This is a genomic window from Flavobacteriales bacterium, from assembly GCA_016716605.1.
Lineage (GTDB): Bacteria > Bacteroidota > Bacteroidia > Flavobacteriales_F > PHOS-HE28 > PHOS-HE28.
Map to the genome: position 1 here is coordinate 1,065,573 of JADJWA010000001.1, position 26,412 is coordinate 1,091,984.

Here is a 26,412-nt window from a genome sequence, read left to right on the forward strand (position 1 = left end):
CTTCGGGCCGCCTGCCTTGCAGGCTCAGAACACCAGCAATCGCGGCTCACTCATCTCCTCCATCGCGTACTTCACGCCTTCGCGACCCAGCCCGCTGTCCTTGATGCCGCCATAGGGCATGCTGTCGATGCGGAAGCCCGGGACATTGCCAATGATCACTCCGCCAACCTCCAGCTCGTCGTGCGCCTGCTTCATATGGGCCACCGAGTCGGTGAAGACGCCGGCTTGCAGTCCGTAGGTGGAGTCATTCACGGCAGCAATGGCCGCACTGAAGTCGGCGACCTCCTCGATCACCGCCACTGGCCCGAAGACCTCCGCGCAGCTCACCTTCATCGCATTGCTCGTGCTCGTGAGCAGGGTCGGCGCGTATACGTTGTGCGAAGCATCGAAGGCCTTGCCCCCGGCGAGCAATTGTGCGCCGCTCTTCACCGCTTCATCCACCCAGCTTCCAATCCGCTCGAAGTGCCCCTTGTCGATGATGGGGCCCACCGTCACGCTGGCATCGCCAGGGTCGCCAGCCTTCAGTGCAGCGTATTCCTTCACCACCAGTTCGCGGAACTTGTCAAACACGCTCTTCACGACATAGATGCGCTGCGTGCTGATGCAGGTCTGTCCGGCATACACGTTCGCGCCCATGGCCACGGTCTTAGCTGCGGCGGCGAGGTCAACGCCATGGTCGATGATCACCGATGCGTTGCCCCCGAGCTCCAGAGCGACCTTCTTCTTGCCGCAGATGCTCTTCAGGTGCCAACCCGCCTTGTCGCTTCCGGTGAAGCTGAGCATGGCCACGCGTTCGTCCTTCACCAGTTTCTCCGCTACCGGCACGCCGCACATGAGCACGTAGAATGCGCCTGATGGCCAGCCGATCTCCTCCATGAACTTGCCCAGCACGAGCGAGCACAGAGGAGCTTGCGGCGAAGGCTTGAGCACCACCGGACAACCCACGGCCATGGCGGGCGCCACCTTATGCAGCACCAGGTTCAGCGGGAAGTTGAAGGGCGTGATCGCGGCGATGACACCGATCGGGTAGCGCTTGGTGAAGGCCGTCTTGCCTGCGCCCGCGCCGAAGTCCATGGGCGTCACCTCGCCACAGAAGCGCAATGCCTCAGCAGCGGCCGTGCGCACCGTAGTGATGCTCCGAGCAACTTCGATGCGAGCCGCACCGATGGGCTTGCCCGCCTCTTTCACCATCAACTGCGCGATCTCCTCTTCGTGCTTCGCGATCAACGCAGCCAGCGCTTCGAGCTTCGCGCTGCGCTCACCGGCGCTCATCCTCTTCAGCGCTTCACGACTCGCGTACGCAGCGGCGATCGCCTCTTCCATCTGCGCCTCCGTGGCATTCGGCAGCTTGGCCAACGCGGTGCCGTGGTACTTGTCAACGACGGTGTTGAAGGTGCCATCGCCCTCGAAAGAACGATGGCCGTTAATCAGGTTCGCCGGTGTGTAAAGGGAGTCGGTGGCAACGCTTGGCATGCGCCAAAGGTACCGGCTTCACTTCGCCAAGTACCTGCCCACCGGCTTCAGCAGCACCACCTGGACCTCCTGCTCCTCGAACTTCTTGAAGCTCGCTTCCACCTGCTTCTCTGGCCATATGATCTGCACACGGCCCTTATCCAGGTCGTAAGCGGCGGTGTAGAGCGTGCCGAAGCCGCGCAGGTATTGTTGGCTGTACAGGGGCGGTTTCAGGAATTGCTTGATGAGCGCCGCCCGCGTGAGTTTGGGTTGCGCGATGCTGTGCTCCAGATGATGCTTGCGCTCGATGGTGTGGGTGAACGCGGCGTACTCGTCCCACTCCACTTGATGCTGGTGGTTGCAGGCCACGGCCTGGTAGATCACCTGCGCCGGACGATCATGGTTCATGTACACGGTGGCGTACTTGCCGCTCTTGTCCACAACGGTGACGTTGTAGCCCATGTGCACGGGTATGCGCTTGAGCGCTTCGCAGGCTTCATCGGTGGTGCTGCACGTTTCCAGCACATAGCGGATCACCAGCGGGATGCCGAAGCCCGCGCCCCACACCTTCCTTCCGCCGAAGGCGAGCGAGAGCGCAAGGCCGTCCGCGTTCATGCCATCGAGCAGTCCCCACGCGCTATCTTGGATTCCGATCACCGGCTTCACGTATTCGGTGTAGCGCAGTCGCCCATCGAAGTAGCGCGGGTCGAAGTCGTAGTTGCGGATGAGCGTGGGCGCGCCCTTGGTCCATGCCACCTGCGAACAACCGGCCATGTACGGCGGTGGGCACCACATGCTCAGGAAGCGGCTGGCCACGTCGTCGTTCTTCGCCAGGCGGCAGAGCGTGTTGTACACCGGGATCAGCTCCGGCATGTGCAGCTCCAACACGCTGCGGCAGGTCACCAGGTCCGGGCGCTTCTCCAAGCCCTCGCTCTCGTACCAGATCTTGAACAGCGGCCACGCGCGATCGAAGAAGGTCTGCCAGCGATCGCTGGGCCAGGGTTCCTTGACGAGTTTGAGGTGGACGTACATGCGCGTTCAGCCTCACATCATCTTGAACCCCCCGATCTCCAGCAAGTGCTCATGCCCGTTGGTGCCGTGCGCACCCGGCGCCACGCTCTTGAACTGCGTCCGGATCGCCGCTAGCCACTTCTTGCTTCGCTCGGTGAGCTGGAAGTCGTCGGTCATCATGCGGCCTCGCATCACCAGGATGCCCATGTCGGCGCCCTCGTAGAACCAATCGCCGGGGCGCGTGATGCGAAGGAAGAAGGCCTCGTTGTCCTTCTCCACGTAGCGGCGGTGCGTGTCCATGCGCCAGAAGTAGATGCTGCCATCCTCGCGCATGCGCCAGATGCCGCTGCGCGGTGCCTCGGTCACGCGCTGCACATCGTCGGTGGTGTACTTGATCACCATCTGGCCCCAGGTGTCGATGTTCTCCGGCTTGGCCCAGCGGCGGTTCAGCGTGTTCACGTTCAGTTCGTAGGGCACGTCCATCCATTCCAGCGTGTGGAAGAGATGCAGCGGCGCATCACTCAGCGCGAAGACCGCATGGTTGGTGATGGAGCTCGCACCGGTGACGCGCGGGTTCAATTCACCGAGATAGATCTCGCCGTTGTCCTGATCGATGAGGAAGTCGAGTTCGAAGTAGCCCTTGTAGCCTTCCTTCAGCAACTGATCACCGAATTTGCGCGAGTAACGGCGTGCCTTGGCGCGGATCTCCGGCGTGAAGGTGTCGCTGAAGATCTCGTTGCCGCACCAGCCGCCTTTGTAGGGCGTGAGTTCCTTGAAGCCCACGAGCTCGGTCATCAGCGGCGCCACGATGGTGCCGTGCCGCGTGACGCACGCTTCCATGGCCGCGCCGCGACAGTTGATGCGCTTCATGATCTTGCACTCCTTCTCCGCTTCGATCTCCTTCGCGTACTTATCGTAGTCCGCCTGGGTCTTGATGAAAAAGGTGGTGTGGCCGCTGTCGCCGTAAGGCGTTTGCACGACGAGGTCGATTCCGAGCTTGCCTTTCTGCGCTACCGCCAGCAGGTGCTCATAGTGCTTCACCGGACTGAGCACGTAAGGCACGCAGGGCACGCCGGCCTTCTCGGCCACGCGGTTGGTGTTCACCTTGTTGTCCAGCCAGCTGCGCAGCTTGGCGGGCGGGAAGATCACCTCGAGCCCGGCCTTCTTCGCCAGCGCTTCCGTCTTCTCATCGAACATGAGGAAGAGCGCCTTGCCCGCGCTCTTGCTGCTCATCCGCCTGCTCTCGATGTAGTCGCGCACCTCGCTGTGGGTGAGCAGGTAGTTGTTGATGTCCTCGATGCTCTGGAACTCCTCATGAGGCTCCTCGGTGCGCGGGCTCATCAGGTTGGGATGCAGCCCATCGAAGCAATCGATGTAGGTGATGAACTTGAAGCCCTTGATCCATTCATCGGCGCCAAGCAGGTTGAAGTTGGTGGCGCTGATGAAGTAGATGGGCACCTCGTTGCGGTGGAAGAAGCGGCGGATGTCGCTGATGCCCTTGAGGAGGTTGGCGGGCGGTGCGGGCTTCGTTCTGCGCGCGCTTCCGCCTTGACGGGCTTTGGTCGTACGCTTGGTTGCTTCCTGGCCTGCGACCCAACCTGTGAATGATCGTTTGGTGACGGCTCCGGCCCTGGAGGCGGGCCTGGCCTTGGAACTCATCTTTGCCATTCGTGTGCTTGGTTGCGCTCGTGGTCCGGGTAAAGGTGGGAGTTGCCGGGCAATTCTAATCTACCTATCAGCTTGGTGCGATCATGCGCTGCAGAATGACAAGGGTGCTCACCCTAATCCCCTGGCCGCCGCGATCACCAGGGCATAACGCGCTGCCTTGCCGATGAGCATGAGAATCGTCGTGGGCAAAGGACTCGCCCGCCCCAACCCGAGTGCGATGGCGATCGGGTCGCCGATCACCGGCAGCCAGCAGAGCAGTGCCGCCCAGGCACCGTAGCGCACCGTTCGTTGCTGCCACAGCACGGCTTTGGCGGGTTCAACGCGCAGCCACTGGGCGATGCGATCGAGGTCGCCCAAGCGCCCTAGCCCATAGCTGCTCATGCCCCCGAGCGTGTTGCCCGCGCTTGCCACGACCCACAAAATGATGCTGTTCCATGGTCCGGCCAGCATGGCCAGCAGCACCAACTCGGAGCTGAATGGGAGTACCGTTGCCGCTAGGAAGCTGGCCAAGAACAATCCCGCCAACCCCGCCGTTGCCCATTCCGGACCAAGCTCGAAGCCCATGCGGCGCAAGGTATCCGCGGGCCTTCGGCATAACCTTTGGCCCGGCGACAGCACACCATCACCTCTCTACATGAGAACATTGCTCCCTACGCTGCTCGCGGTCCTGCTTGGATCGGCGCAACACTTGGCCGCGCAGCGCAACCAGCAGCGCTGGGGCGAACGGCCTGAATCTCGTTGGAATAATCGCCCCGCCACGATCGCCGGCGGCCTGGAGATCGGCATCCCCATCGGCGAATTCGATGCGGCATGGGGCAGGCAGATGGCCGGGCTAAGCGCCAACTTCACCGTGCCCATGCGGCGCCTGCCCTTCAGCTACGGCTTCGATTTCGGCTGGCAGCGCATGGGGGCGCGCTCACAGGAGGTAACCGTTGATGTAGAGGACCTCGGCCTCACCACCGGCGAGATGAAGGTGCGCAGCAGCATCTATGGCTACCATGGCCTGTTACGCCTGCAGCCCTTGCAGGGCAAGGTGAGCCCATATGCGGAGTTCATGACCGGCATGCGGCATTTCGTGACGCAATCGGAGATCAAGGCGCGCGGGGTCGACGACCCCGTGAGCGAAGAGCGCCTGGCCAGCGAGTTCATCGGCAGCATCGGCTGGGCGGCGGGAATCAACTATGCGCCCACGCACAACTTCTTCGTAGAGCTGCGGCTGGAGCGGCTCAACGGCGGCCGGGTCGGGTATGTGGACCCCCGCTCCATCGAGGTGGATCAGGCCGGCAACGTGGACTACAGCACGTTGAGCAGCGGCACGCGCGTGGTGAACCTGACATTCGGGGTGGGGCTGCGATTCTGAATAAAGGCTCGCGATTAGACTGGGCGCAACTATGGCCCGATGATCCCCTCGGCAGACATGGTGCTGCTACTGTTTAATCAACCGCGCCGCCCACGACTCGCGCTCGGCTACCACCTCAACGAGGTAACAACCTGCGGGTATTCCGGCCAGATTCAGGTCAGCACGATGCTCGCCACTTCCCTGAGCGACGGCAGGCGCAAGTTGCGCTATTAAGCGGCCGTTCATGTCGAGCAGACGGATGGAGGCCTCGCCGGCATAGGCCAAGGTGTATGAAACGGATACGAGATCGCCTGCCGGGTTCGGGGCAAGCTCCAACGGGTGCGATGGCGCGACGGCTTCGTCAGTACCGAGTGAGGTGATCAGGCCATTCGCATCAGTCTTAATGAGGACCATTTGTGCCGCGGCTGAACCATGGAGACCACAAAGGGCGAAACCACCATCAGAGGTCTGTATGACGTCGTAGCCATCACCGTAGGTTTCAGTCGGTTCTATCACATGGCTCCAGATCAGCTCACCGGTGTAGTCCACCGACATGATCCTGAAATCGTAGGCAGCCGTCATTCCTCCCAGGACATAGCCGGTAGTTGTCGGTGCCATGGCCAATGCCCAGCCAGGCAGCACTTCCGGATAAGTCTGCAGCCAGAGCATGGCACCAGCGGGATCGAGCTTGGTGAGGAAAGGCCGTTGGGTGCCAGTTACCGTGCCGTAGCCGGTGAGCAGGATGTTCCCATCATCTGTTATAATCACGTCTTGCACATCCCCGTATTGGAGCGTGTCCAGCACACGGGTCCAGAGCGTGTCGCCGAATTGATCTATACGGAAAACAAGCGGTGACTGAACACCAGCTGCCTTACTGCCTCCAAGAACGAACCCGGAGTCACTTGTCGTTTCCAGGCAATAGCCTACGCAGCTACCGTAGGGCGGGGGCGCTGAGTAGGTACGGGACCACAAGGTGTCACCCGCATCATTGAAGCATACCAGATACGCACCGTATGCATTCGGTGCCACTTCGGGTATATTGCTCCAGCCTCCCACGGCGAAGCCGCCGCCGGGCAGCTCGCGGACCTGATGGCCAAATTGGTCGCTGGGGCGTTCCACATTCGCGCTCCAGAGCAGTTCGCCCTCTTCGTCCATAAGGCCGATGAAGAGATTTTGTTCATACGGAGAAACATCGTCGGTATGGATGCCCGCAACGGCAATGCTGCCGTTGCTCGTGATGATTCCATGCTTGAACTCGAGCATTTGGGCTTCAGGTCCCATGAAAGTCTTTCTCCAGATCTGCTCGCCGAATTCATCGGTTCGCAGCAGCACGCCATTGCTTCGTGTTACCGTGATGGTGTCATCAACGATTTCCACCCCGACGAGCAAATAGCCACCGTCATCCATTTCCAGCACCGCTTCTGCATCCGCGTAATGCGCATCAACATCATAAGAGCGGTAAAATGTCACCTGCGCGCTGGTCTGATCGGGATTGAAAGCAAATGCTGAGAAGAACATAGCGTACAGCAAGCTGCTCGCAGGGCTTTCAGGCCAAATCAACTGTGTCGGAATTTCAAGTAGGCGCGATGTGTCGCTCGTGCGCAGGAGTTCTTGCGTTGGTGCAACCGAGTGGGTTCGGGCATCGGTCCGGGAAGTTCCGGATCCGATGCACGACACTCAGGGTCGTTGAATCGGAGCGGTAACTGGAGTGTTGTATTCGGCAGCCATTTCGGCAACGGAACCCAATCCCGATAGGGGAACCCTAGAGAATACAGGTAGTCCTCAAGTCCTTCCAGATAGACACGGTGGTATGGCAGGAAGTTCCAGTCATTCTCAACGATGAGCGCAGCCGGGAGCGCACAATGATTCTGAACAACGTCCTGGTTGATGTAGTTGAACATGGCCTCCTGTAGCCACCAAGCCTGTTGGTCGGTTAAATCGGTAAGGTTAGCCCTCACCCCATCAGGCTCATAAGATTGGCCGCTTACGTAGCTACCCCCCCCGCAAGAGCGGCGAGGCTCAAGGTCACGATCTTCAGGTAGTTCATGGTGTTGAAGTGTTGGTCTGAACGAGTGACGTTACAAGGATAACGTTTTCGTTGAACCAGCCAACCGCCATGAAGCAGTGGAGCACCGTCGGGCACGAGACCATTCGTGGCGAAGCAAGATCCAGCTTGTTGGTAACCTCCGGATAACCACGCCTGAAGCGCGCGGCAGCAAGCTGGAGGGGCGGCGTAAACTTGCGCCCGTAGCGAGGCCTGGCACCTCCCGAACCCGCACTTGGACCGGCAGAAACGCATCCAGAGCGCACTCATCTCGGTCTTCCACAAGGATGGGCTCGAACCCATCGTCCGTGAGCTGGATCGGCTGGGCGTGCACCTCTACAGCACCGGCGGCACGCAGACCTTCATCGAAGGCCTGGGCCTGAAGGTGACACCGGTTGAAGAGATCACCACCTACCCGAGCATCCTAGGCGGACGGGTGAAGACCCTGCACCCGAAGGTCTTCGGCGGCATCCTGGGACGGCGCGACCTCGACAGCGATGTGGCCCAATTGGAGGAATACGCCATACCGACCATTGACCTGGTGATCGTGGACCTTTATCCCTTCGAGGCCACGGTGGCGGCGGGCGGCACGGAGAGCGAGATCATCGAGAAGATCGACATCGGCGGCATCAGCCTGATTCGTGCCGGTGCGAAGAACCACGCCGACGTGGTGATCGTGCCCAGCATGCAGCACTACGCGGAATTTTTGCGCCTGCTGAAGGAGCAGGAGGGAAGCACAACACTCGCGCAGCGGCGGGCCTTCGCAGCGGCGGCCTTCGGCGTGAGCAGCCACTACGATGGCGCCATTTACACGTGGTTCAGCGGCGGCAATTCGGACCTGCGCTTGAGCGCCGGGCCGACCACCGTGCTGCGGTATGGCGAGAACCCGCACCAAATGGGCGCATTCCACGGCGACCTGGCAGGCCTCTTCGAGCAGCACAACGGCAAGGAACTCAGCTACAACAACCTGCTCGACCTCGATGCCGCGGTGGAGCTGATCCAGGACCTCGCGACGATTCAAAGCGTGCCGTTCGCCATCCTGAAGCACAACAACGCGTGCGGCGCCGCCGTTCGTGCCACGGTGAAGGAAGCATGGGATGCAGCGCTCGCGGGCGATCCGGTGAGCGCCTTCGGCGGGGTGCTCATCACCACGGCACGGATCGACAAGACGACGGCGGAATCCATCGACACCATCTTCTTCGAGATCATCGCGGCTCCCGGTTACGATGACGATGCGCTCGAAGTACTGAAGCGGAAGAAGAACCGCATCATCCTGTCTGTCCGCCCGTCGGTCCGCCGGACTCCGGTCCGGCGAGTGCGTGCGGCGCTGAATGGGATCCTCTCTGAGGACGCCGACACCGTGACCGCCAGCGCCGCCACCTTGCGCACGGCCACCGCCAAAGCGCCGAGCGCGCAGGAGGTGAGCGACCTGGTCTTCGCTACCATGCTGGTGAAGCACACCAAGAGCAACGCCATCGTGCTCGCGAAAGGGAATCAGTTGATTGCCAGCGGCACCGGCCAGACCAGTCGCGTCGATGCGCTGGAGCAGGCCATCGCCAAGGCCCGCAAATTCAACTTCGACCTCAACGGCGCCGTGATGGCCAGCGATGCCTTCTTCCCTTTCCCCGACTGCGTGGAGATCGCGCACAAGGCGGGCATCACCGCGGTCGTCCATCCGGGCGGCAGCATCCGGGACCAGGACAGCATCGATTACTGCAACGCGAACGGCCTCGCGATGTGCATCACCGGCACCCGCCACTTCAAACATTGACCCTCCCCACCGCATGAGCTGGTTAAACCTCTTCACCCAGGAGATCGCCATCGACCTAGGCACCGCCAACACGCTCATCATCAGCAACGACAAGGTGGTGGTCGATGAGCCCAGCATCGTGGCCATCGACCGCACCACCAGCAAGGTGATCGCCGTGGGCCGCCAGGCGCAGCAGATGCACGGCAAGACCCACGAGAACATCAAGACCATCCGTCCGCTGCGCGATGGCGTGATCGCCGACTTCAAGGCCGCCGAAGAGATGATCAAGGGCATGATCCGCATGATCAACCCCGGCCGCCGCCTCTTCACGCCCAACCTGCGCATGGTGATCTGCATCCCCAGCGGCATCACCGAGGTGGAGAAGCGCGCGGTGAAGGACAGCAGCGAGCACGCCGGGGCCAAGGAGGTGTACATGATCCACGAGCCCATGGCAGCGGCCATCGGCATCGGCATCGATGTGGAGGAGCCCATGGGCAACATGATCATCGACATCGGCGGCGGAACCAGCGAGATCGCCGTGATCGCACTCGGCGGAATCGTGTGCGACAAGAACATCCGGGTGGCCGGCGACGAGTTCACCCAGGACATCGAGGAATACATGCGCCGCCAGCACAACATCCTGGTGGGCGAGCGCACCGCCGAGACCATCAAGATCGAAGTGGGCGCCGCGCTCACGGAGCTCGACAGCCCCCCGCCCGATTACGCCGTGCGCGGCCGCGACCTCATGACGGGCATCCCCAAGGAAATCACCGTCACCTATAGCGAGATCGCGCAGGCGCTCGACAAGAGCATCAGCAAGATCGAAGAGGCCATCCTCAGCGCGCTGGAGGCCACGCCGCCCGAATTGAGCGCCGATATCTACAAGACCGGCATCTACCTGGCCGGCGGCGGCGCATTGCTGCGCGGGCTCGACAAGCGCATCAGCATCAAGACCAAATTGCCGGTGCATGTGGCCGACGATCCCCTGCGCGCCGTGGCACGCGGCACCGGCATCGCGCTGAAGAACATCGACCGCTTCCAATTCCTGATGCGGGAATGACGGCAGGGGCGTGACACGTCGCGCCCATGCCGACATAGGCCGGCGCGGGCGGGCGGACATGCAAAAGCACCATGCGCGACCTCTTCCGATTCCTCCTCCGCGTCCGCGATACCTTGTTGTTCATCGCCCTGATGATCCTCGCCATGGGCCTGCTCTATTCCGGGAGCATGCATCATCGGGCGGTGGCCATCAACAGCAGCAACGCCGTGGCCGGAACCCTCTTCGACTGGCAGCGCCAGGTCACCGAGTACACCAGCCTGCGTGCCGTGAACGAGCGTCTGGTCGCTGAGAACACGCAATGGCGCAACCGCTTCGGCCTGGCGGACAGCGCGAATGCGATCGGTGCCCCCGCCGGCGCGGATAGCCTCACGGAGCGGCTCTACCGATTCGCATCGGCCAAGGTGGTGAGCGCCACCTATCACAAGCAGCGCAACTACATCACCCTCGACAAGGGGACATCGAACGGCGTGCTGCCCGGCATGGGCGTGATCGGCCCCGATGGCATCGTGGGCGTGGTGCACGATGCCAGCGAGCGGTTCGCATCGGTGATCAGCGTGCTCAACCCCTTGGTGAAGACCAGCGTGAAGCTCAAGCGATCGGGCAACTTCGGGCTCTTGTATTGGGATACGAATGACCCCGCCACGGCATCGATGGTCGATATCCCCAAGCACGTGCGCGTGGCCGTTGGCGATACCGTGGTGACCATGGGCGGCGATGGCGTGTTCCCCACCGATGTGCCCGTGGGCGCGGTGGCCGAGGTCAGCAGTCCACCGGGAAGGCCGGATCAAGCCGTGATCGTGCGGCTCTTCGAGGACCTGAGCCGCAGCGGCTACGTGTACGTGGTGCACGACATCCACCGTGCCGAGCGCGATTCACTCATCCAACGCCAGGACGAGCCATGATCCAGGGCATCGCCGCGAACCTTGGCCGCTTCGTGCTGCTGCTCCTGCTGCAGGTGCTGCTGCTTGATCAGGTGGACCTGGCCCATGGCTGGATGGTGCCCTACCTCTACGTGCTCTTCCTCATCATGCTGCCCTTCGAATTGCCGGCATGGGCAGGCTTGCTCATCGGCGCGGCCACCGGCCTGGTCATGGACATCTTCGCCAGCACGCCCGGCATGCACATGAGCGCCTCCGTGGTGCTCATGTTCGTGCGCAAGCACCTGCTGCGGCTCATGGCTCCCCGCGACGGCTATGAGTTCGGCATGCACCCCACGGTGCCCAGCATGGGCCTCGCGTGGTTCGCCACCAACGCGGGCGTGCTCATCGCCGTGCATCACCTGTGGCTCTTCTTCGTGGAGCTGCACCGCTTCGACGCCTTCTTCGGCACCCTGCTGCGCGCAGTGCTCAGCGCGGCATTCACCTTGGGCCTCTGCCTGCTGGCGCAGCTGCTCACCTCGCGCACCGCCGAACGCAAGCGCGCATGAACTTCGAGGGGCGCAAATACGTGCTCATCGCAGGGGTGATCGCAATCGCCTTCATCTTCCTGCTCCGCCTCTTCTGGATCCAAGTGGTCGATGACAGATGGAAGGCCAGCGCAGCGAGCATGGCCGAGCGCAAGATCACCGACTACCCCGCGCGCGGCTTCATCTACGACCGCAACGGGAAGCTTCTCGTGGCCAACACGCCAGTGTACGACCTGATGATGGTGCCGCGTGAGGTGAAAGCCTTCGATACCGCGGCCTTCGCAGCGCTGATCAGCGTGCCGCTGCCCGACCTCAAGCAGCGGATCGCCGAGGCGCGCACGTATTCGCTGTACAAGCCGAGCGTGATCGAGAAGCAGATCACCGCGCAGCAGTTCGCGGCCATCAGCGTGCACCTGCACAGCTACCCCGGCTTCTACGGCCAGAGCCGCACCCTGCGCACTTACCCACCGCGCGTGGGCGGACACATGCTCGGCTACCTCAGCGAGGTGAGCCCCGCCAAGGTCGCAGCCGACCCCTACTACAAGCCCGGCGACGTCATCGGCGTGGGAGGGCTGGAGCAGTACTACGAAGTGGAACTGCGCGGCCGGCGCGGCGTGCGCTACGTGCTCGTCGATGTCCACAACAACATCAAAGGCAGCTTCAAAGAGGGGCGCTACGACACGCTCGCCATCGAGGGCAAGGACCTCTACACCGGGATCGATGCCGATATGCAGCGGCTGGGGGAGCAGCTCATGCAGCACAAGAAGGGCAGCATCGTGGCGCTCGACCCGAAGACCGGCGAGGTGCTCTGCCTGGTGAGCAGCCCGGCCTACGACCCGGAGCTGCTCGTGGGCCGCGTGCGCAACGCCAACTACGCCGCCTTGCAGCGCGATTCCATCAAGCCGCTCTTCGATCGCGCCCTGCAGGCGCAATACCCGCCGGGCAGCATCTTCAAGATCGTGCAATCGCTCATCGCGCTCGATGAGGGCGTGATCTCCGTGAACAGCAGCTTCCCGTGCAACAAGAACCTGGTGGGCTGCCACAACCATCCCACGGCCGCTAACATCGAGCAGGCCATCCAGTTCTCTTGCAACCCCTACTACTACGCCGTCTTCGACCGCATCGTAGAGCGCAAGCTCGACAAGAAGAGCCGCTTCCGCGATGCCGCCCTGGGCCTGGCCGAGTGGGAGCGCCGCATGCACAGCTTCGGACTGGGCGACAAGCCGCGCCTCGACCTCCCTTCGCTCAAGGGTGGCAACATCCCCGGCCCCGCCTACTACGACCGCAAGTACGGCAAGGAGCGCTGGGCCTTCAGCACCATCTACAGCGCGAGCATCGGTCAGGGCGAAGTGCTCACCGTGCCCATCCAGATGGCCAACCTCGCCGCCATATTCGCCAACAAGGGCTGGTACTACGATCCGCACGTGGTGCGCGCGGTAGGCGAGGCCGACAGCCTGCAGGCCAAGTACCGCGAGAAGCACGTGGTCGAAGCCGCGCCGCACTGGTTCGACCATATCCAGGAGGGCATGCGGCGCGTGGTGAATGAGCCCGGTGGCACCGCACGACGAGCTCGCATCGAAGGCATCACCGTATGCGGCAAGACCGGAACAGCAGAGAATCCGCATGGTGAAGACCACGCCGTATTCGTGTGCTTCGCACCGATGGAGGACCCGCAGATCGCAATGGCCGTTTATGTGGAGAACTCTGGCGCCGGTGGCCGTTGGGCAGCACCCATCGCCAGCCTCCTCATCGAGCAATACCTCACAGACACTATCAAGCGGCCCGAGGTGATGAAGGAACTACTTGACACAGACCTCATCGCCCAGGAGAAGTTCTTCCGCAAGAAGCCCAAGAAGCCACGCCGCCGATGAGCGCCCTTGCCTACCCGACTGGCAGGCGGGAGAACGTCGCCGCCAACCTCGATCGGCCCCTTTTGGGGATGTACCTCGCCCTGCTCTTCATGGGCTGGGCCAACATCTACAGCGCCGCCTACGACCCCGACCACGCCAGCATCTTCGACCAGAGCAAGGAATACGGCAAGCAAGCCGTGTGGATGGGCATCAGCCTCACCCTCGGCGCGGCCATCCTGCTCGTGCGCGGCCACATCTTCCGCGATTGGGCCAATGGCATCTACGCCTTCGTGCTGCTGCTCCTCGCCCTGGTGCTCGTCATCGGCAAAGAGGTCAACGGCGCCAAGGCCTGGTTCGGCGTGGGCAGCTTCGGCATCCAGCCCGCCGAGTTCGCCAAGTACGCCACCGCCCTCGCCCTCACGCGCTACCTCAGCGGCCTCAAGGCCCTCATCGACCTCCGCTCGCGCGTCATCAGCGCCCTCATCATCCTCGCGCCCGTCGCGCTCATCATGCTGCAGCCCGATACCGGCACCGCCCTCGTCTCCGGCGCCTTCATCCTCGTGCTCTACCGCGAAGGCCTTTCCGGCAACGTGCTCCTGCTCGCCATCCTCGCGGCCTTCCTCTCCATCCTCTCACTCATCCTCAAAGAGAGCAGCTTCGACCTGCCCTTCACCGATCGCGTGCTCACCGGCCCGCAATTCCTCATGCTGGTCATCGCCTTCATCGCGGGCATCGGCTGGCTCATGGTGCGCAACATGGTGGCCAAGCGCCTGCGCCGCAGGCTCTACACCTACATCGTCATCGGCGTCCTGGCCTCAGCCGCCTTCATCGGCAGCGTCGATTACGCCTTCGAGAAGGTCCTGGCCCAGCACCAGCGCGACCGCATCCTCGTCATGCTCGGCCAGATGGAGGACCCCCAGGGCCTTGGCTACAACGTCAAGCAGAGCCAGACCGCCATCGGCAGCGGCGGCTTCAGCGGCAAGGGCTACCTCGAGGGCACCCTCACCAAATTCAAGTACGTGCCCATGCAGAGCACCGATTTCATCTTCTGCACCGTGGGCGAGGAGTGGGGCTTCCTCGGCACCGCCACCGTCGTCATCCTGCTCACCGTCCTCATCCTGCGCATCATCCAGATCAGCGATCGCCAGCGCTCCCGCTTCACCCGCATCTACGCCTACTGCGTCGCCAGCATCTTCTTCCTCCACCTCATGATCAACGTGGGCATGACCATCGGCCTCGCGCCCGTCATCGGCATCCCGCTGCCCTTCTTCAGCTACGGCGGCAGCAGCATGATCGGCTTCACGCTGCTGCTGGGCACCTTGGTGCGGCTCGATGCGGAGCGGCTGAGCCAGTTGAGGTGAAAGGCCTCTTCAACTAGATGCCATTCGGTTTCGGTGGAGTGCTGCAACCGGCCGTCAACCTTGAATTGGAACGGAATAACAAAGGGAGTCAGCGGTTCGCCAACTCCCTTTGTCACGGTTATTAGGTCGGTCTGCTAGCGGGCCTCCACAACTATGTCGTGGCGGTCAAAGTAGTCGAGGACATCCTGCATTTTGTCCAGGTTTACATGCTCGCTTTCCATTGTACCGAGCTGACTGCTCGCGATTACGAAGGTCCTGTAAGAGATGGTTCCGCTCATCGGGGAATAGGGTGCGGTTCCGTTGCTGTTCCGGATGTAGATCCACAGGCTGGCCCCATCCACGCTATAAGAATGCACGTTGTAAGAGTTTCCCGTGTTGAAGTAGTGGGTGAATGGCATCGCTACCCACTCATTGTAGTTGTCAACGGCAGGGTCAATGTAGACGTAGGTGAGCACAGCTTGCGTGCTGCTGATCGCAGGCACGCTCGCTACGGCGGTGCCGTATGCGTTCATGTTACCGAAGAAGGCGAAATTCGAAAGATTGAGGGAGTAATTGTACTGGCGAACATTCGCATTGCCCTGCGGTCCAGTATCTCCCTTCTCTCCCTTGTCGCCCTTACAGCCAGCGGCAAGGAGTGCAGCCATCACGGGTAGTATGAGTAAAGTCTGTTTCATCATCATCGGTTTTGTGCCTACTTGATATTGGGCCTCAGCATTCCCTTCGCCCCAGCAAATAGGGCTATGTCAAATGTAGCCGGGCATTCCATTGTTCAAAGTACATGGAGCTAGTAGCGAGTTTTCAATATTGTCAATCAGCCCTGGATGGTGGTACAAGCCAAGCAGAGCAGCAAGAGCGCTTCCTAGCGCCCTGCCACCGTGTCCACCGCGTCCACTATGTCCACCCCGGAAACCCGCGCCAGCACTGGCGGCGAAATTCCCCAGGGGGGCGACCTTTTTCCCGCTCGCCGGCTCCCCTCCTTGAAATCCACTACAACAACATCAACAAAGGTCAATTGACACAGTTAACCGAACAGACCCGGGTGCTCTTGAGCTTTGCAACACCTGCGCACAGTCCATCCCTTTATTCCACCGGGCCGGGCCCGTAGTATCTGCCAAATACACACCAGACCATGACCCTCTTCAACGGCGCTGGAATGCAAGCCCTCTGTACTTTGATTGAGAAGGTCCTAACGCAAAAAGGCATGCGGAACAACTTGCTCATTATCATCACCTGCCTCAGCATTCTGCTGTGGCTTTACCAGAGAACCATAACCGCTGACCTTTTGGGAGTGCGCCCGACCGAACAAGATGTTCGCCAACCACCACCCGTGCAAACTGAGTTGCCGACCCTGCAAGTCCAAGGCGCGGATGCAATAACATTGCTTCAATGTCCACCCTGAACAAGCTCATCCTCGGCGACAACCTCGAGATCCTCAAACAGCTCGATAGCGAGAGCGTGGACCTCATCTACCTCGACCCGCCCTTCTTTTCCAACAGGAATTACGAGGTCATCTGGGGCGACGAAGGCGAGGTCCGCTCCTTCAAAGATCGTTGGTCCGGCGGCATGGACCACTACATCGGCTGGCTCAAGGAGCGTGTGGAAGAGATGCACCGCATCCTCAAACCCACCGGCTCCATCTTCTTGCACTGCGATTGGCACGCGGATGCTTACATCAGAGTTGACATCATGGACCGTCTTTTCGGTGCTAAGCACTTGAAGAATCACATCATCTGGAAGCGCGCGGATACTGTAAAGGGGAACGTAGGTCAAGGAAAGATGTCCCTGGATTACAACACCGATTCGATTTTCTATTATACCAAGGGCGACAAGGCGGCCTACAATCAACCCTTTAAGCCCTACACCGAAGAATACCTCACACAGTTCTACAAGTTTGTCGAACCAGATGGTCGACGTTACCGCCTGATAAGCATGATTGGACCGGGAGGCGCCGCAAAGGGTAACCCGTCGTATGAAATCCTCGGTGTAACCAGATTCTGGCGTTACTCGCAGAAAACAATGAACCAACTTCTTGCGGATGGACTTGTAGTTCAAACAAGTCCTGGAGCAGTACCTCAACGAAAGCAATACCTCGATGACGGCAAAGGAGTAGCGGTTCAGAATCTTTGGGACGATATCAGTGCGTTGGGCGGGTCGTCGAATGAAGCCATCGGCTACCCCACGCAAAAGCCCGAAGCCCTCATGGATCGCATCATCCGCATGGCCAGCAACGAGGGCGATGTGGTGCTCGATCCTTTCGTAGGTGGCGGCACCACCGTGGCAGTTGCCGACAAGCTACAGCGCAAGTGGATCGGCATCGACCAAAGCGTGCAAGCCGTCAAGGTCACGCAATACCGCTTGGACAATCAGCGCGACCTCATGAGCGGTGACTTCACCGTGCAACTTCACAAGTACGACTACGATACCCTGCGCAACAAGGACGCCTTCGAGTTCGAGAGTTGGATCATCGGCCAGTTCGGTGGCACCGCTAACGCGAAGAAGGGCGGCGATCTCGGTCTCGATGGCAAGCACCACGACGGCGCACCCATCCAGGTCAAGCGCAGCGATGCCATCGGGCGCAACGTCATCGACAACCTCTTCAGCGCATTGCAACGCTTCGATAAGAAGCTCTATGAGAAGAAGAAGGCCGCCGCAGCGCCCGCTGCCTACCTCATCGCCTTCAGCTTCAGCAAAGGCGCCGTCGAGGAAGTAGCCCGCCTCAAAAGCAAGGAAGGCTGCATCATCAGGCTCGTCGCCGTCGAGGACATCGTTCCCATCGCCAAGAAGCCCACCGTCAAGTTGGAGATCAGTGAGCTCGGTCGCGACAAGAAGGGCGTACGGGAGCTCAAACTCCGCGCGGAAGGCGTCAGCGAAGCTGGCATTGAGTTCTTCAGTTGGGATTGGGACTACAACGAAGCCCTAGGCTTCAAGCCCGAAGTCCTGCTTGATCGCATCGGCACCCAGGAGAAGACCTTCAAGCCCGGCCTCCACACCATAGCCGTCATGGCAATTGATGCCGCGGGCCTCGAAGGTCTGGAGGTTGTCAAGCTGAAAGTCAACGGGAGTGTGGAACGGAGCTGACCGCTTCGTCGGCTACTCCCATCAGCCTCCGCCCAATTGGTACGTGTTCCAAAACCGGCTGCGCAAGGGGGTGCGTGCTCTTTTACCTCCTCCGGTCAATACCGACGGATGAATTATTTCCGAAGGGGAAAGTGGCTCATCGACCTACCCGGTGATGGGATAGACTTTGAGGTTCACAAGGGTGAGAATGACCAAGCCCTTGCTTAGATGGGGTGTTAGTCGTGGGACGGATGAAGTTCAACGTTCGACGACGAATCGGAGGCTTTGAACACCAGATTCCGAGTTAACAAGCAGCGTGTAAACCCCGCTAGCGGCTTGGACCTGAAGAGGTACTCGCTGTCTACCATTGATTGCCTCGCTGAACAGTACCCGACCAGCCATGTCCTCAATGCGGGCTGTTCCCGATTTCCAGTCAGTGGGGAGGTAAAGCATTGCTTGCCCGCTATTTGGGTTCGGTGCCAAGTAACAACCCGCAGGTTGGCCAGGTGTCGTAACACCCGTGATGATGAAGAACTCGCAATCAGAGATCGAGTTGCAGCCGTTTTGGGTCACGGCCACTGCGTATTGACCAGTCAGAGTAGGGTAGAATTCCTGATCCGTTGCACCGTCAATAGGTGTGTTCGCGTTGGCGCAATCCAACCATTGGTAGGTCGCATTCTCAGTTGAAGCTACGAGCACGTTCCCTCCGTTCTGGATGACCGCCTCGGGATTTGGGTTCACCACTACCAACTGATCGACCGATATGGAGTCGATGCCATTAATGAATGTGGTAACAAGGCTAACGGGGTATACTCCTGCCTGGGAATAGTATACGATTGCGCCGGGGCCTGTGGAACTGGACGGTGACCCTCCAGGGAAAGTCCACTCGTGGCTGACTGCCAGACCCTGTGAGGCATCAGTAAATGTTACTGATTCACCTTCGCAGATAACCTCGTCAGTGTATTCAAACGCTGCTACCAATGCAGCAGGATCATCAATGATTGTCACGAAGGTTGTGTCCGACAGGCCCAAGTATGTATAGACTACTTCTGTACTCCCGACAGCCAGCGCTTGAAAAACACCTTCCCCTTCGTATGAGAGCAATGGACCGTTAATGGCTATGTCAAGCCCATTAGCGTCTACAAGGCTCACAGCTTGGCTCGAGCCATTGAAATAGCCTTCTAGCATTATGGATTCAGTAAGACCCAGCGGTATGGTGACCGAGTGTGGTATTGCTCGAATACTGTCAGGAGGAACCGACGCGGACACTGTGATGTATCCTTCGTCATTCGAGGTCCATTCCGTGTCGGTTCCACCAAGCAGGAACAAACCAACGTTGCCAACCGCATTTGCGGGTATTGTGAACTCCAATTGGTTCACTGGTACAGTGTCGATCACGATGGGGTCCAACCCATTGGGAAGGGCCATTAAAAGCATCCTTGACATATTCCCAGCATAGCTTATGTCCACCATTACTGAAGCGCCGGCCGCGAACTCCTGACCATCCCAAGGACTGTCAATGCTGACTTGGTCACTCCCGCCCGACCTGGCCGCAACCTGAGGATCGGTCTCGCCCATGGGCGGCATATACACCAGGTTGGCTTGTGGGAAGCCTGCTTGAGCGAACTGTGGTCCAGTGGGGTCGGAGTTCAGCAATGCACTCGTTTGGTCGTAGATGGTGATGTTCTCAGCCGACCCAATATGCCATTGGGCTGACACAACGGGTTGGAGATTTAGATTGCTCCGTTGCGATGACATCGGTACAACTAGGTCATTCGCTTCGCTGTCATAGATGTTCGCCCCCCCGGTGCTTAGTGCCGCTGCGAATGCGATACTGAATGCAATCGCACCTGAGGCGACCTCTCCAACTGCATTTGACGACAGTGTGACGGACGGCACGGAGTTGAGCTGTGGCAGATTGTTTAGCTTCCAAATTGGCAAGGAGTTCACACGTAGGTCGGAAACGGCTCCCGTGGACAAGCCCCCCCAAGGAGAGCCGAGACCCACGATGGATAGGACTACCGGACACGCACTAGGGTATGGGAAGTTGGTTATTGCGCAGTGATTTGCGAGTTGTGTTCCAAAGTGGGGCGTGCTTACCGTAATGAGCCTGTTCATGTCTTGGCGATAGGTCACCCCATCATGAGATTGCAAATAGATCCGCGAAAGGACACCACCCATGCTATGCCCAATCACCGAAACCTTGCCGCAGCTATAGCCTTGGGACATGGCTTGCGACAAGGCCAGGTTGATTGAATTCGGAACGACCTTACGGTTCACCAGGAACCGCCTGGTGCTGGTCGAGCTATAGTTCGCCCTCCAGAATAGTGGTGATTCCCATGGGAGACTTGCGTCGTAGGGGTACTGCCCTGTTATGAGAAGGCGATCCGCGAGCACTTCGAAAGCGCTTTGATTGCCCCCAAGCCCATGAATGAATGCGATGGGGGAGCGATAGACCCTGATGGGCAGAGAGGCCAATGTTGTTGTTGGGTCGTTCTCTAGGTAGACTTGAATCTCATCGCTTCGACCATATCCGGGTTCATCCATGTATCGAGGGTGCGAAAACCGGGTCCGCACGTAGTTGCCTCCTAGAATGTGGAGGTTATTGAAGGCTCCATAATAGCCGATGTCTCCATTAGAATCTGCTATGCGCAGCTTTAGCTGATTAAGGTCCACAGTTCCCCCTGTTACAGTAACTGTGATCCATGTCGCTCGTGAACCATCTCCACAGATCTTCAAGTAGGGGGAGACGGGCATGGGTATTGGGTTGGGGTAGCTATTGTTCTCGGGTTGTGCTGAAGCCGTTATCGTGTAGGTGATCGGATTACTACCTGCCTGGTTCACTTGGAATGTCTGCCCGGCGATGGTCATTGTCCCATTCCGCACAGACGAACCCGGGTTTGCCGTAACACTGTACTCAACCACACCATTTCCGCTCCCGGGTGACCCGGATACGATCTCGATCATCGAAGCATCATTGGACACCGCTGTCCAGTTGCATCCAACACCAGTGGCCACATTCACCTGATAATTCGGCCCGCCAGCCGCAGGCACAGTCAGATTGCTCGAGGGTGTCAGCACGAAGGCGCAGCCACCACCTGTGCCTGCTTGGTTTACGGTGAATGCTTGTCCAGCAATAGTGATGGTCGCATTGCGAGGCCCAGGTAATGGGTTATTCTCCACCGTAAATTCCAGTAGCATGTCTCCAACACCGTTTGTTGTTGGCCATGAGATCCAACTTGGCACACCGGTTACCGACCAGTTACAGGTCGGCGCGATTGTGAGCTGCACATTGAATGGTCCACCTCCAGCAACTGCGATGTTCACGCTCGTGGGCGCCAGCGATGCAGTGCAGTTGAGGGGTGAACATGCCTCGAAGAGCCACCCCGTATTTCCGCCTAGGTTTGTGCTGTTTCCTGCCCGGAACGTGGCGGTCCCCGCAGCGGTGACGTTCTGCAAAATGCAATACGTGACACATACCGAACCGCCGTTCTTCGTAATCGTGGCCGTACCCGTAATGCTCGTAAGTCCTCCCGCAATCCCATTGGCCGTAAGCGTCCCGGTGAGTGTCTGATTCCCCGAGAGGGTGTAGGTCTTACTGGTGGCGAAGGTCAGGTCGTGGTAGCTCTGGTTGCCATTGAGGTCCCCGTTGCCTGCGAACGACACGTCGTTGAAGGAGTTGTTGGCGCTATTGATGAACCCAGTTCCGCTTGCGTTGGTGAACTCCAGATTATGGTATTGCAGTCCACCGCCACTGAAACTGGGGTTTCCGCTACCAGTGAGGCGGATCAGTGAGGACCCCCGCCGAAAAGCTCATGTTGGATGCGCTTAGCTGCCAGGCATCGTAGGTGCTGCTGGTTGATGTCAGTACGAGGGTGGAACTTCCCAGCGATAGTGCTCGCACGCCGCTGCCTGCCGAGTACAGTTGGTTAGCGAACACGTATTGACTATTGGTGTTGAGGGCACCTGAGGTCAGGGTAATTGTCGTTCCCGTGTTGTATGTGACCAGCGAGTCCTGCAAGGTCCAAGCCCCACCGATGCCATTGAAGGTGATACTTGAACGAACGATTTTGCCTGCCGTGGTAATGGTGCTGTTGCCGCTGTTGGACTTGAAGGTCACCAGGCCGGTGTGCGTCAGGTTCATGCTCTGGGTGAGCGTGTAGGAGCCGTAGATATCCAGCGGCTGGTTGCCGGCCAGCGTCGGGTTGGGCAAACCGGCGGTCCAGGTCATGTTGCGGCAGTAGGCCTGTGCGTTCACCGTCACAGATTGCCCTGCGCCCGTGAACGAATTCGAATCGAACACTACGTTGTCGTAGATCGAAGGGATGCAGTTGCTGCTGTTGCCACCGGAGGTTGTGGACCAATGCAAGGGATCGGTCCAGTTGCCGCTGTTGCCTACCCAGTACAAAGTCTGTGAAGCCGGGGTATTGATGTTCCAGCCCGTATTGCCACCGAAGTCCGTGGTATTGTTGGCGGTGAAGTTGGCGCCACCGCTGGCAGTGACGTTAGTGAGGTAGACATAGTTGATGGTGACACTGCCGCCGTTCTTGATGAAGCCCCCTCCGCTCAGAGGCATCGGCACAGCACAAGTTCCATTGGCCGTAAGCGTCCCGGTGAGCGTCTGATTCCCCGAGAGGGTGTAGGTCTTACTGGTGGCGAAGGTCAGGTCGTGGTAGCTCTGGTTGCCATTGAGGTCCCCGTTGCCTGCGAACGACACGTCGTTGAAGGAGTTGTTGGCGCTATTGATGAACCCAGTTCCGCTTGCGTTGGTGAACTCCAGATTATGGTATTGCAGTCCACCGCCACTGAAACTGGGGTTTCCGCTACCAGTGAGGCGGATCAGTGAGGACCCCGCCGAAAAGCTCATGTTGGATGCGCTTAGCTGCCAGGCATCGTAGGTGCTGCTGGTTGATGTCAGTACGAGGGTGGAACTTCCCAGCGATAGTGCTCGCACGCCGCTGCCTGCCGAGTACAGTTGGTTAGCGAACACGTATTGACTATTGGTGTTGAGGGCACCTGAGGTCAGGGTAATTGTCGTTCCCGTGTTGTATGTGACCAGCGAGTCCTGCAAGGTCCAAGCCCCACCGATGCCATTGAAGGTGATACTTGAACGAACGATTTTGCCTGCCGTGGTAATGGTGCTGTTGCCGCTGTTGGACTTGAAGGTCACCAGGCCGGTGTGCGTCAGGTTCATGCTCTGGGTGAGCGTGTAGGAGCCGTAGATATCCAGCGGCTGGTTGCCGGCCAGCGTCGGGTTGGGCAAACCGGCGGTCCAGGTCATGTTGCGGCAGTAGGCCTGTGCGTTCACCGTCACAGATTGCCCTGCGCCCGTGAACGAATTCGAATCGAACACTACGTTGTCGTAGATCGAAGGGATGCAGTTGCTGCTGTTGCCACCGGAGGTTGTGGACCAATGCAAGGGATCGGTCCAGTTGCCGCTGTTGCCTACCCAGTACAAAGTCTGTGAAGCCGGGGTATTGATGTTCCAGCCCGTATTGCCACCGAAGTCCGTGGTATTGTTGGCGGTGAAGTTGGCGCCACCGCTGGCAGTGACGTTAGTGAGGTAGACATAGTTGATGGTGACACTGCCGCCGTTCTTGATGAAGCCCCCTCCGCTCAGAGGCATCGGCACAGCACAAGTTCCATTGGCCGTAAGCGTCCCGGTGAGCGTCTGATTCCCCCGAGAGGGTGTAGGTCTTACTGGTGGCGAAGGTCAGGTCGTGGTAGCTCTGGTTGCCATTGAGGTCCCCGTTGCCTGCGAACGACACGTCGTTGAAGGAGTTGTTGGCGCTATTGATGAACCCAGTTCCGCTTGCGTTGGTGAACTCCAGATTATGGTATTGCAGTCCACCGCCACTGAAACTGGGGTTTCCGCTACCAGTGAGGCGGATCAGTGAGGACCCCGCCGAAAAGCTCATGTTGGATGCGCTTAGCTGCCAGGCATCGTAGGTGCTGCTGGTTGATGTCAGTACGAGGGTGGAACTTCCCAGCGATAGTGCTCGCACGCCGCTGCCTGCCGAGTACAGTTGGTTAGCGAACACGTATTGACTATTGGTGTTGAGGGCACCTGAGGTCAGGGTAATTGTCGTTCCCGTGTTGTATGTGACCAGCGAGTCCTGCAAGGTCCAAGCCCCACCGATGCCATTGAAGGTGATACTTGAACGAACGATTTTGCCTGCCGTGGTAATGGTGCTGTTGCCGCTGTTGGACTTGAAGGTCACCAGGCCGGTGTGCGTCAGGTTCATGCTCTGGGTGAGCGTGTAGGAGCCGTAGATATCCAGCGGCTGGTTGCCGGCCAGCGTCGGGTTGGGCAAACCGGCGGTCCAGGTCATGTTGCGGCAGTAGGCCTGTGCGTTCACCGTCACAGATTGCCCTGCGCCCGTGAACGAATTCGAATCGAAAATAACGTCGTCCGTCGTGGTCGGTACACAGGCACAGCTTGCCCCTCCGGAGCTATTCGACCAATGTGTGGGGTCGTTCCAATTACCCGCTCCATTGATCCAGTACAAGGTTGCGCCTTTCAAATGGCCGATGAAAAGCGCGAAGACAAGTGCTAGCAAAGATTTCATGGTCGGAATGGGTTGCGTCAAGGCGGTTTGGAATTGAAAACTAGCAATTTCGCTGCTATTCGCAAGTTTCATCGCCAGCATAGGTGGTATTTGCCATTGATATTCTGCCAAGAGGCAAGGTCTATTCTCCACCCTCGCGCAAGGCAAAAGCCTGCAGCTATGGTTCATCGTTCCACACCATCTCCACCTCACCCCAGCAAGAAGCCCCGCCATCGGCGGGGCTTCTTGCATTCCCCCCTGTCATCGCGAGCGTAGCGAAGCGATCTTGAGAGGGCCGGGGGTGAGGTCGGGGTGAGGCCCTAAGGCTCCGGTGGCACCGGCGGCTCATCCCCGCCCTTCGCCCCCGTGTTCACCACGATCCGCGCATCGAAGTACTCCTGATAGAAATCCGGCTTCGTCAGCTCGAACTCGCTCATCAGCTTGTCCATCCGCGTTGTCAGGATCGTCGTTCCCTCCTTGATCAGCGCCTCAATCGCCTCCGTCGCTCCCTTCCGTACCGTGATCGCCGTGCGTGGCGCGCTGATCACCGCTTCGTAATCATCAATCAGCGTCTGCAGGTCCGTCAGGTCGCCCGCCGCCACGCCGTACGCCACGATGCTCGCTGCCACGGCGTTCGCCTCATCGTGTATCACTTGGCATTTCTGCGCGATCACCGCATCGCGCGGTGCAGCAAGGTCGCTGTAGCTCACATCCATCTTCTCACGCAGCACGGTGTTGCCATCATCCACCGCGAAGGCATACACCTTGTTCGCGATCTCCAGCCCCTTCCGGATCATCTTCTCCTTCTTCTCCCCCTTATCCAGGGCATAGCCTTCAAGGTCCGTGGTCTGCTTCGCGATCTCCGCTTCGATCGCAACGATCTTGTCCTTGAACGCGGTCACCGCATTCGCAAAGGGCAACAGCGCAGCCCAAGCAGCGTTGTGCGCATCAACAGCGGTCTGGGTCGCATAGAACATCGTGAATCGGTCCTCAAGGTCCTTTCTCATCGCATGGTGGTGTTATGGTTTTCCGGCATCCACCGGAGCGCCGCATCAGCGTTCGCACCGCCAAACAAGTAGGCAATCGATTTCATTTTTCGCCATATTCGCATGAACCATGTATTCGCATCACGTGCTCCATTCAACGCACGCATTTCACTCGCTTACCGCGCGTCCCCGTCCGGAACGCCCGTTATGGATATTCAGCGATGCCGCGTTTCAATTTCGGAACCCTTCATTCAAATTCTCCGACAAGACATTGAGGTTTTGGAATACGAGATTGAAGTTTTGGAATGTGACATTGAGGTTTTGGAATGCGAGCATCCCGCTTCAGCAAGAGTTCGTCGGATTTCCGGATCAGAACGTCCCAGAATCCGAACCCCGCATCGGGTTTTTCGAACAGTCTATCGCAATACCTCAAAAACCGTCATCAAATGATCACCCTCGATGTCGAACGAATCGCTAAGCTGAAGGGAATTGCCAAACCGTACGCCTTTTTGGTCAAGAATGGCTTCACCCACCACGTCGCCCATAACATCGTCAACGGCACGTGTAAGGGCATCCGCTTCGATCACCTTGAAAAGCTATGCCGTGCTTTCCATGTCCTGCCGCACGACCTTTTCTGCTATAAGCCGCATGGCCGGGGCATCAATCCATCCAACGATGTGCTCCTCCCGCTCCGCAAAGGGCCGCTCGAGAACAACGACTTGCAGCGCCTCATCAGCACCCTATCGCCCGAAGCCATCATCAGCCTTACCTCAGAGCTGAAGCACCGGTACCAGCCGCCTTCCCCATCGCCCGAAGGCCAGTAGCCCATAGCCATTCCGCTGCGCGGCCACCGAACCGCTGTCCATTCAGCTTGTACCGTT

20 protein-coding genes are annotated in these 26,412 nt (G+C 59.4%); 10 read left to right on the forward strand and 10 right to left on the reverse strand.

Annotation, left to right across the window (positions count from 1 at the left end; genetic code table 11):
- Positions 1–24 precede the first annotated feature (24 nt).
- From IPM12_04225 to IPM12_04240, 4 genes are all read right to left on the reverse strand, one after another.
- Complete coding sequence (locus IPM12_04225; GenBank protein MBK9147013.1) at positions 25–1,473, reverse strand: aldehyde dehydrogenase family protein; 1,449 nt, start codon at positions 1,471–1,473, stop codon at positions 25–27.
- A gap of 18 nt (positions 1,474–1,491) precedes the next feature.
- Positions 1,492–2,484, reverse strand: coding sequence for a hypothetical protein (locus IPM12_04230; GenBank protein ID MBK9147014.1), 993 nt, complete (start codon positions 2,482–2,484; stop codon positions 1,492–1,494).
- A gap of 12 nt (positions 2,485–2,496) precedes the next feature.
- The gene (locus tag IPM12_04235) at positions 2,497–4,131 is read right to left on the reverse strand and encodes a biotin carboxylase (GenBank protein ID MBK9147015.1); all 1,635 of its coding nucleotides are present in this window, start codon (positions 4,129–4,131) and stop codon (positions 2,497–2,499) included.
- 108 nt (positions 4,132–4,239) lie between these two features.
- Positions 4,240–4,695: a DedA family protein gene (locus tag IPM12_04240; GenBank protein MBK9147016.1), complete on the reverse strand. Its 456-nt coding sequence runs from the start codon at positions 4,693–4,695 to the stop codon at positions 4,240–4,242.
- A 70-nt stretch (positions 4,696–4,765) separates the two neighbouring features.
- Here IPM12_04240 and IPM12_04245 point away from each other — a divergent pair, with 70 nt between their 5' ends.
- Positions 4,766–5,491 carry a hypothetical protein gene (locus IPM12_04245; GenBank protein MBK9147017.1) on the forward strand — a complete coding sequence of 242 codons (726 nt, stop codon included), beginning with the start codon at positions 4,766–4,768 and terminating at the stop codon, positions 5,489–5,491.
- Positions 5,492–5,557: 66 nt separating this feature from the next.
- Here the strand turns inward: IPM12_04245 and IPM12_04250 are convergent, their stop codons facing one another.
- On the reverse strand, positions 5,558–6,988 hold the full coding sequence (locus IPM12_04250; protein MBK9147018.1) for a T9SS type A sorting domain-containing protein: 1,431 nt from the start codon (positions 6,986–6,988) through the stop codon (positions 5,558–5,560).
- A 761-nt stretch (positions 6,989–7,749) separates the two neighbouring features.
- On the opposite strand from IPM12_04250, the gene purH reads away from it, so the two are divergent.
- The 6 genes from purH (at position 7,750) to rodA (ending at position 14,940) form a co-directional block, all read left to right on the forward strand.
- Entirely contained in the window at positions 7,750–9,285 is a 1,536-nt protein-coding gene (gene purH, locus IPM12_04255; protein ID MBK9147019.1) for a bifunctional phosphoribosylaminoimidazolecarboxamide formyltransferase/IMP cyclohydrolase, read from the forward strand.
- Between the two features lie 13 nt (positions 9,286–9,298).
- Positions 9,299–10,324, forward strand: a complete 1,026-nt coding sequence (locus IPM12_04260; GenBank protein ID MBK9147020.1) for a rod shape-determining protein — start codon at positions 9,299–9,301, stop codon at positions 10,322–10,324.
- A gap of 71 nt (positions 10,325–10,395) precedes the next feature.
- Positions 10,396–11,226, forward strand: a complete 831-nt coding sequence (gene mreC / locus IPM12_04265) for a rod shape-determining protein MreC (GenBank protein ID MBK9147021.1) — start codon at positions 10,396–10,398, stop codon at positions 11,224–11,226.
- The gene (locus tag IPM12_04270; protein MBK9147022.1) at positions 11,223–11,750 is read left to right on the forward strand and encodes a rod shape-determining protein MreD; all 528 of its coding nucleotides are present in this window, start codon (positions 11,223–11,225) and stop codon (positions 11,748–11,750) included. Before mreC ends, IPM12_04270 begins: the two co-directional genes overlap by 4 nt.
- Positions 11,747–13,600, forward strand: a complete 1,854-nt coding sequence (gene mrdA / locus IPM12_04275) for a penicillin-binding protein 2 (GenBank protein MBK9147023.1) — start codon at positions 11,747–11,749, stop codon at positions 13,598–13,600. The genes IPM12_04270 and mrdA overlap by 4 nt, the downstream gene beginning before the upstream one ends.
- Positions 13,597–14,940: a rod shape-determining protein RodA gene (rodA, locus tag IPM12_04280; GenBank protein MBK9147024.1), complete on the forward strand. Its 1,344-nt coding sequence runs from the start codon at positions 13,597–13,599 to the stop codon at positions 14,938–14,940. The genes mrdA and rodA overlap by 4 nt, the downstream gene beginning before the upstream one ends.
- 134 nt (positions 14,941–15,074) lie before the next feature.
- Here the strand turns inward: rodA and IPM12_04285 are convergent, their stop codons facing one another.
- Positions 15,075–15,584 carry a hypothetical protein gene (locus IPM12_04285; GenBank protein MBK9147025.1) on the reverse strand — a complete coding sequence of 170 codons (510 nt, stop codon included), beginning with the start codon at positions 15,582–15,584 and terminating at the stop codon, positions 15,075–15,077.
- Positions 15,585–16,069: 485 nt separating this feature from the next.
- Here IPM12_04285 and IPM12_04290 point away from each other — a divergent pair, with 485 nt between their 5' ends.
- Together IPM12_04290 and IPM12_04295 are read left to right on the forward strand one after the other, a co-directional pair.
- Positions 16,070–16,339, forward strand: coding sequence for a hypothetical protein (locus IPM12_04290; protein ID MBK9147026.1), 270 nt, complete (start codon positions 16,070–16,072; stop codon positions 16,337–16,339).
- 56 nt (positions 16,340–16,395) lie between these two features.
- Positions 16,396–18,018, forward strand: a complete 1,623-nt coding sequence (locus IPM12_04295; GenBank protein ID MBK9147027.1) for a site-specific DNA-methyltransferase — start codon at positions 16,396–16,398, stop codon at positions 18,016–18,018.
- A gap of 237 nt (positions 18,019–18,255) precedes the next feature.
- Here the strand turns inward: IPM12_04295 and IPM12_04300 are convergent, their stop codons facing one another.
- The 4 genes from IPM12_04300 to IPM12_04315 form a co-directional block, all read right to left on the reverse strand.
- On the reverse strand, positions 18,256–20,964 hold the full coding sequence (locus IPM12_04300) for a PKD domain-containing protein (protein ID MBK9147028.1): 2,709 nt from the start codon (positions 20,962–20,964) through the stop codon (positions 18,256–18,258).
- Positions 20,965–21,769: 805 nt separating this feature from the next.
- Positions 21,770–23,623: a hypothetical protein gene (locus IPM12_04305; GenBank protein ID MBK9147029.1), complete on the reverse strand. Its 1,854-nt coding sequence runs from the start codon at positions 23,621–23,623 to the stop codon at positions 21,770–21,772.
- Positions 23,553–24,677: a hypothetical protein gene (locus IPM12_04310; protein ID MBK9147030.1), complete on the reverse strand. Its 1,125-nt coding sequence runs from the start codon at positions 24,675–24,677 to the stop codon at positions 23,553–23,555. The genes IPM12_04305 and IPM12_04310 overlap by 71 nt, the downstream gene beginning before the upstream one ends.
- Positions 24,678–24,865: 188 nt before the next feature.
- Positions 24,866–25,552 carry a hypothetical protein gene (locus tag IPM12_04315; protein MBK9147031.1) on the reverse strand — a complete coding sequence of 229 codons (687 nt, stop codon included), beginning with the start codon at positions 25,550–25,552 and terminating at the stop codon, positions 24,866–24,868.
- Positions 25,553–25,857: 305 nt separating this feature from the next.
- Here IPM12_04315 and IPM12_04320 point away from each other — a divergent pair, with 305 nt between their 5' ends.
- Positions 25,858–26,355, forward strand: a complete 498-nt coding sequence (locus IPM12_04320; protein MBK9147032.1) for a helix-turn-helix transcriptional regulator — start codon at positions 25,858–25,860, stop codon at positions 26,353–26,355.
- The last annotated feature ends 57 nt before the right edge of the window (positions 26,356–26,412 follow it).

Excerpts from the sequence above, each read along its gene's own strand:
- IPM12_04225 (MBK9147013.1), bottom strand. The coding sequence starts at position 1,473 with ATGCCAAGCGTTGCCACCGACTCCCTTTACACACCGGCGAACCTGATT.
- IPM12_04230 (MBK9147014.1), bottom strand. The coding sequence starts at position 2,484 with ATGTACGTCCACCTCAAACTCGTCAAGGAACCCTGGCCCAGCGATCGC.
- IPM12_04235 (MBK9147015.1), bottom strand. The coding sequence starts at position 4,131 with ATGGCAAAGATGAGTTCCAAGGCCAGGCCCGCCTCCAGGGCCGGAGCC.
- IPM12_04240 (MBK9147016.1), bottom strand. The coding sequence starts at position 4,695 with ATGGGCTTCGAGCTTGGTCCGGAATGGGCAACGGCGGGGTTGGCGGGA.
- IPM12_04245 (MBK9147017.1), top strand. The coding sequence starts at position 4,766 with ATGAGAACATTGCTCCCTACGCTGCTCGCGGTCCTGCTTGGATCGGCG.
- IPM12_04250 (MBK9147018.1), bottom strand. The coding sequence starts at position 6,988 with ATGTTCTTCTCAGCATTTGCTTTCAATCCCGATCAGACCAGCGCGCAG.
- IPM12_04260 (MBK9147020.1), top strand. The coding sequence starts at position 9,299 with ATGAGCTGGTTAAACCTCTTCACCCAGGAGATCGCCATCGACCTAGGC.
- mreC (MBK9147021.1), top strand. The coding sequence starts at position 10,396 with ATGCGCGACCTCTTCCGATTCCTCCTCCGCGTCCGCGATACCTTGTTG.
- IPM12_04270 (MBK9147022.1), top strand. The coding sequence starts at position 11,223 with ATGATCCAGGGCATCGCCGCGAACCTTGGCCGCTTCGTGCTGCTGCTC.
- mrdA (MBK9147023.1), top strand. The coding sequence starts at position 11,747 with ATGAACTTCGAGGGGCGCAAATACGTGCTCATCGCAGGGGTGATCGCA.
- rodA (MBK9147024.1), top strand. The coding sequence starts at position 13,597 with ATGAGCGCCCTTGCCTACCCGACTGGCAGGCGGGAGAACGTCGCCGCC.
- IPM12_04285 (MBK9147025.1), bottom strand. The coding sequence starts at position 15,584 with ATGGCTGCACTCCTTGCCGCTGGCTGTAAGGGCGACAAGGGAGAGAAG.
- IPM12_04290 (MBK9147026.1), top strand. The coding sequence starts at position 16,070 with ATGACCCTCTTCAACGGCGCTGGAATGCAAGCCCTCTGTACTTTGATT.
- IPM12_04300 (MBK9147028.1), bottom strand. The coding sequence starts at position 20,964 with ATGATCGAGATCGTATCCGGGTCACCCGGGAGCGGAAATGGTGTGGTT.
- IPM12_04305 (MBK9147029.1), bottom strand. The coding sequence starts at position 23,623 with ATGCCTCTGAGCGGAGGGGGCTTCATCAAGAACGGCGGCAGTGTCACC.
- IPM12_04315 (MBK9147031.1), bottom strand. The coding sequence starts at position 25,552 with ATGAGAAAGGACCTTGAGGACCGATTCACGATGTTCTATGCGACCCAG.
- IPM12_04320 (MBK9147032.1), top strand. The coding sequence starts at position 25,858 with ATGCGAGCATCCCGCTTCAGCAAGAGTTCGTCGGATTTCCGGATCAGA.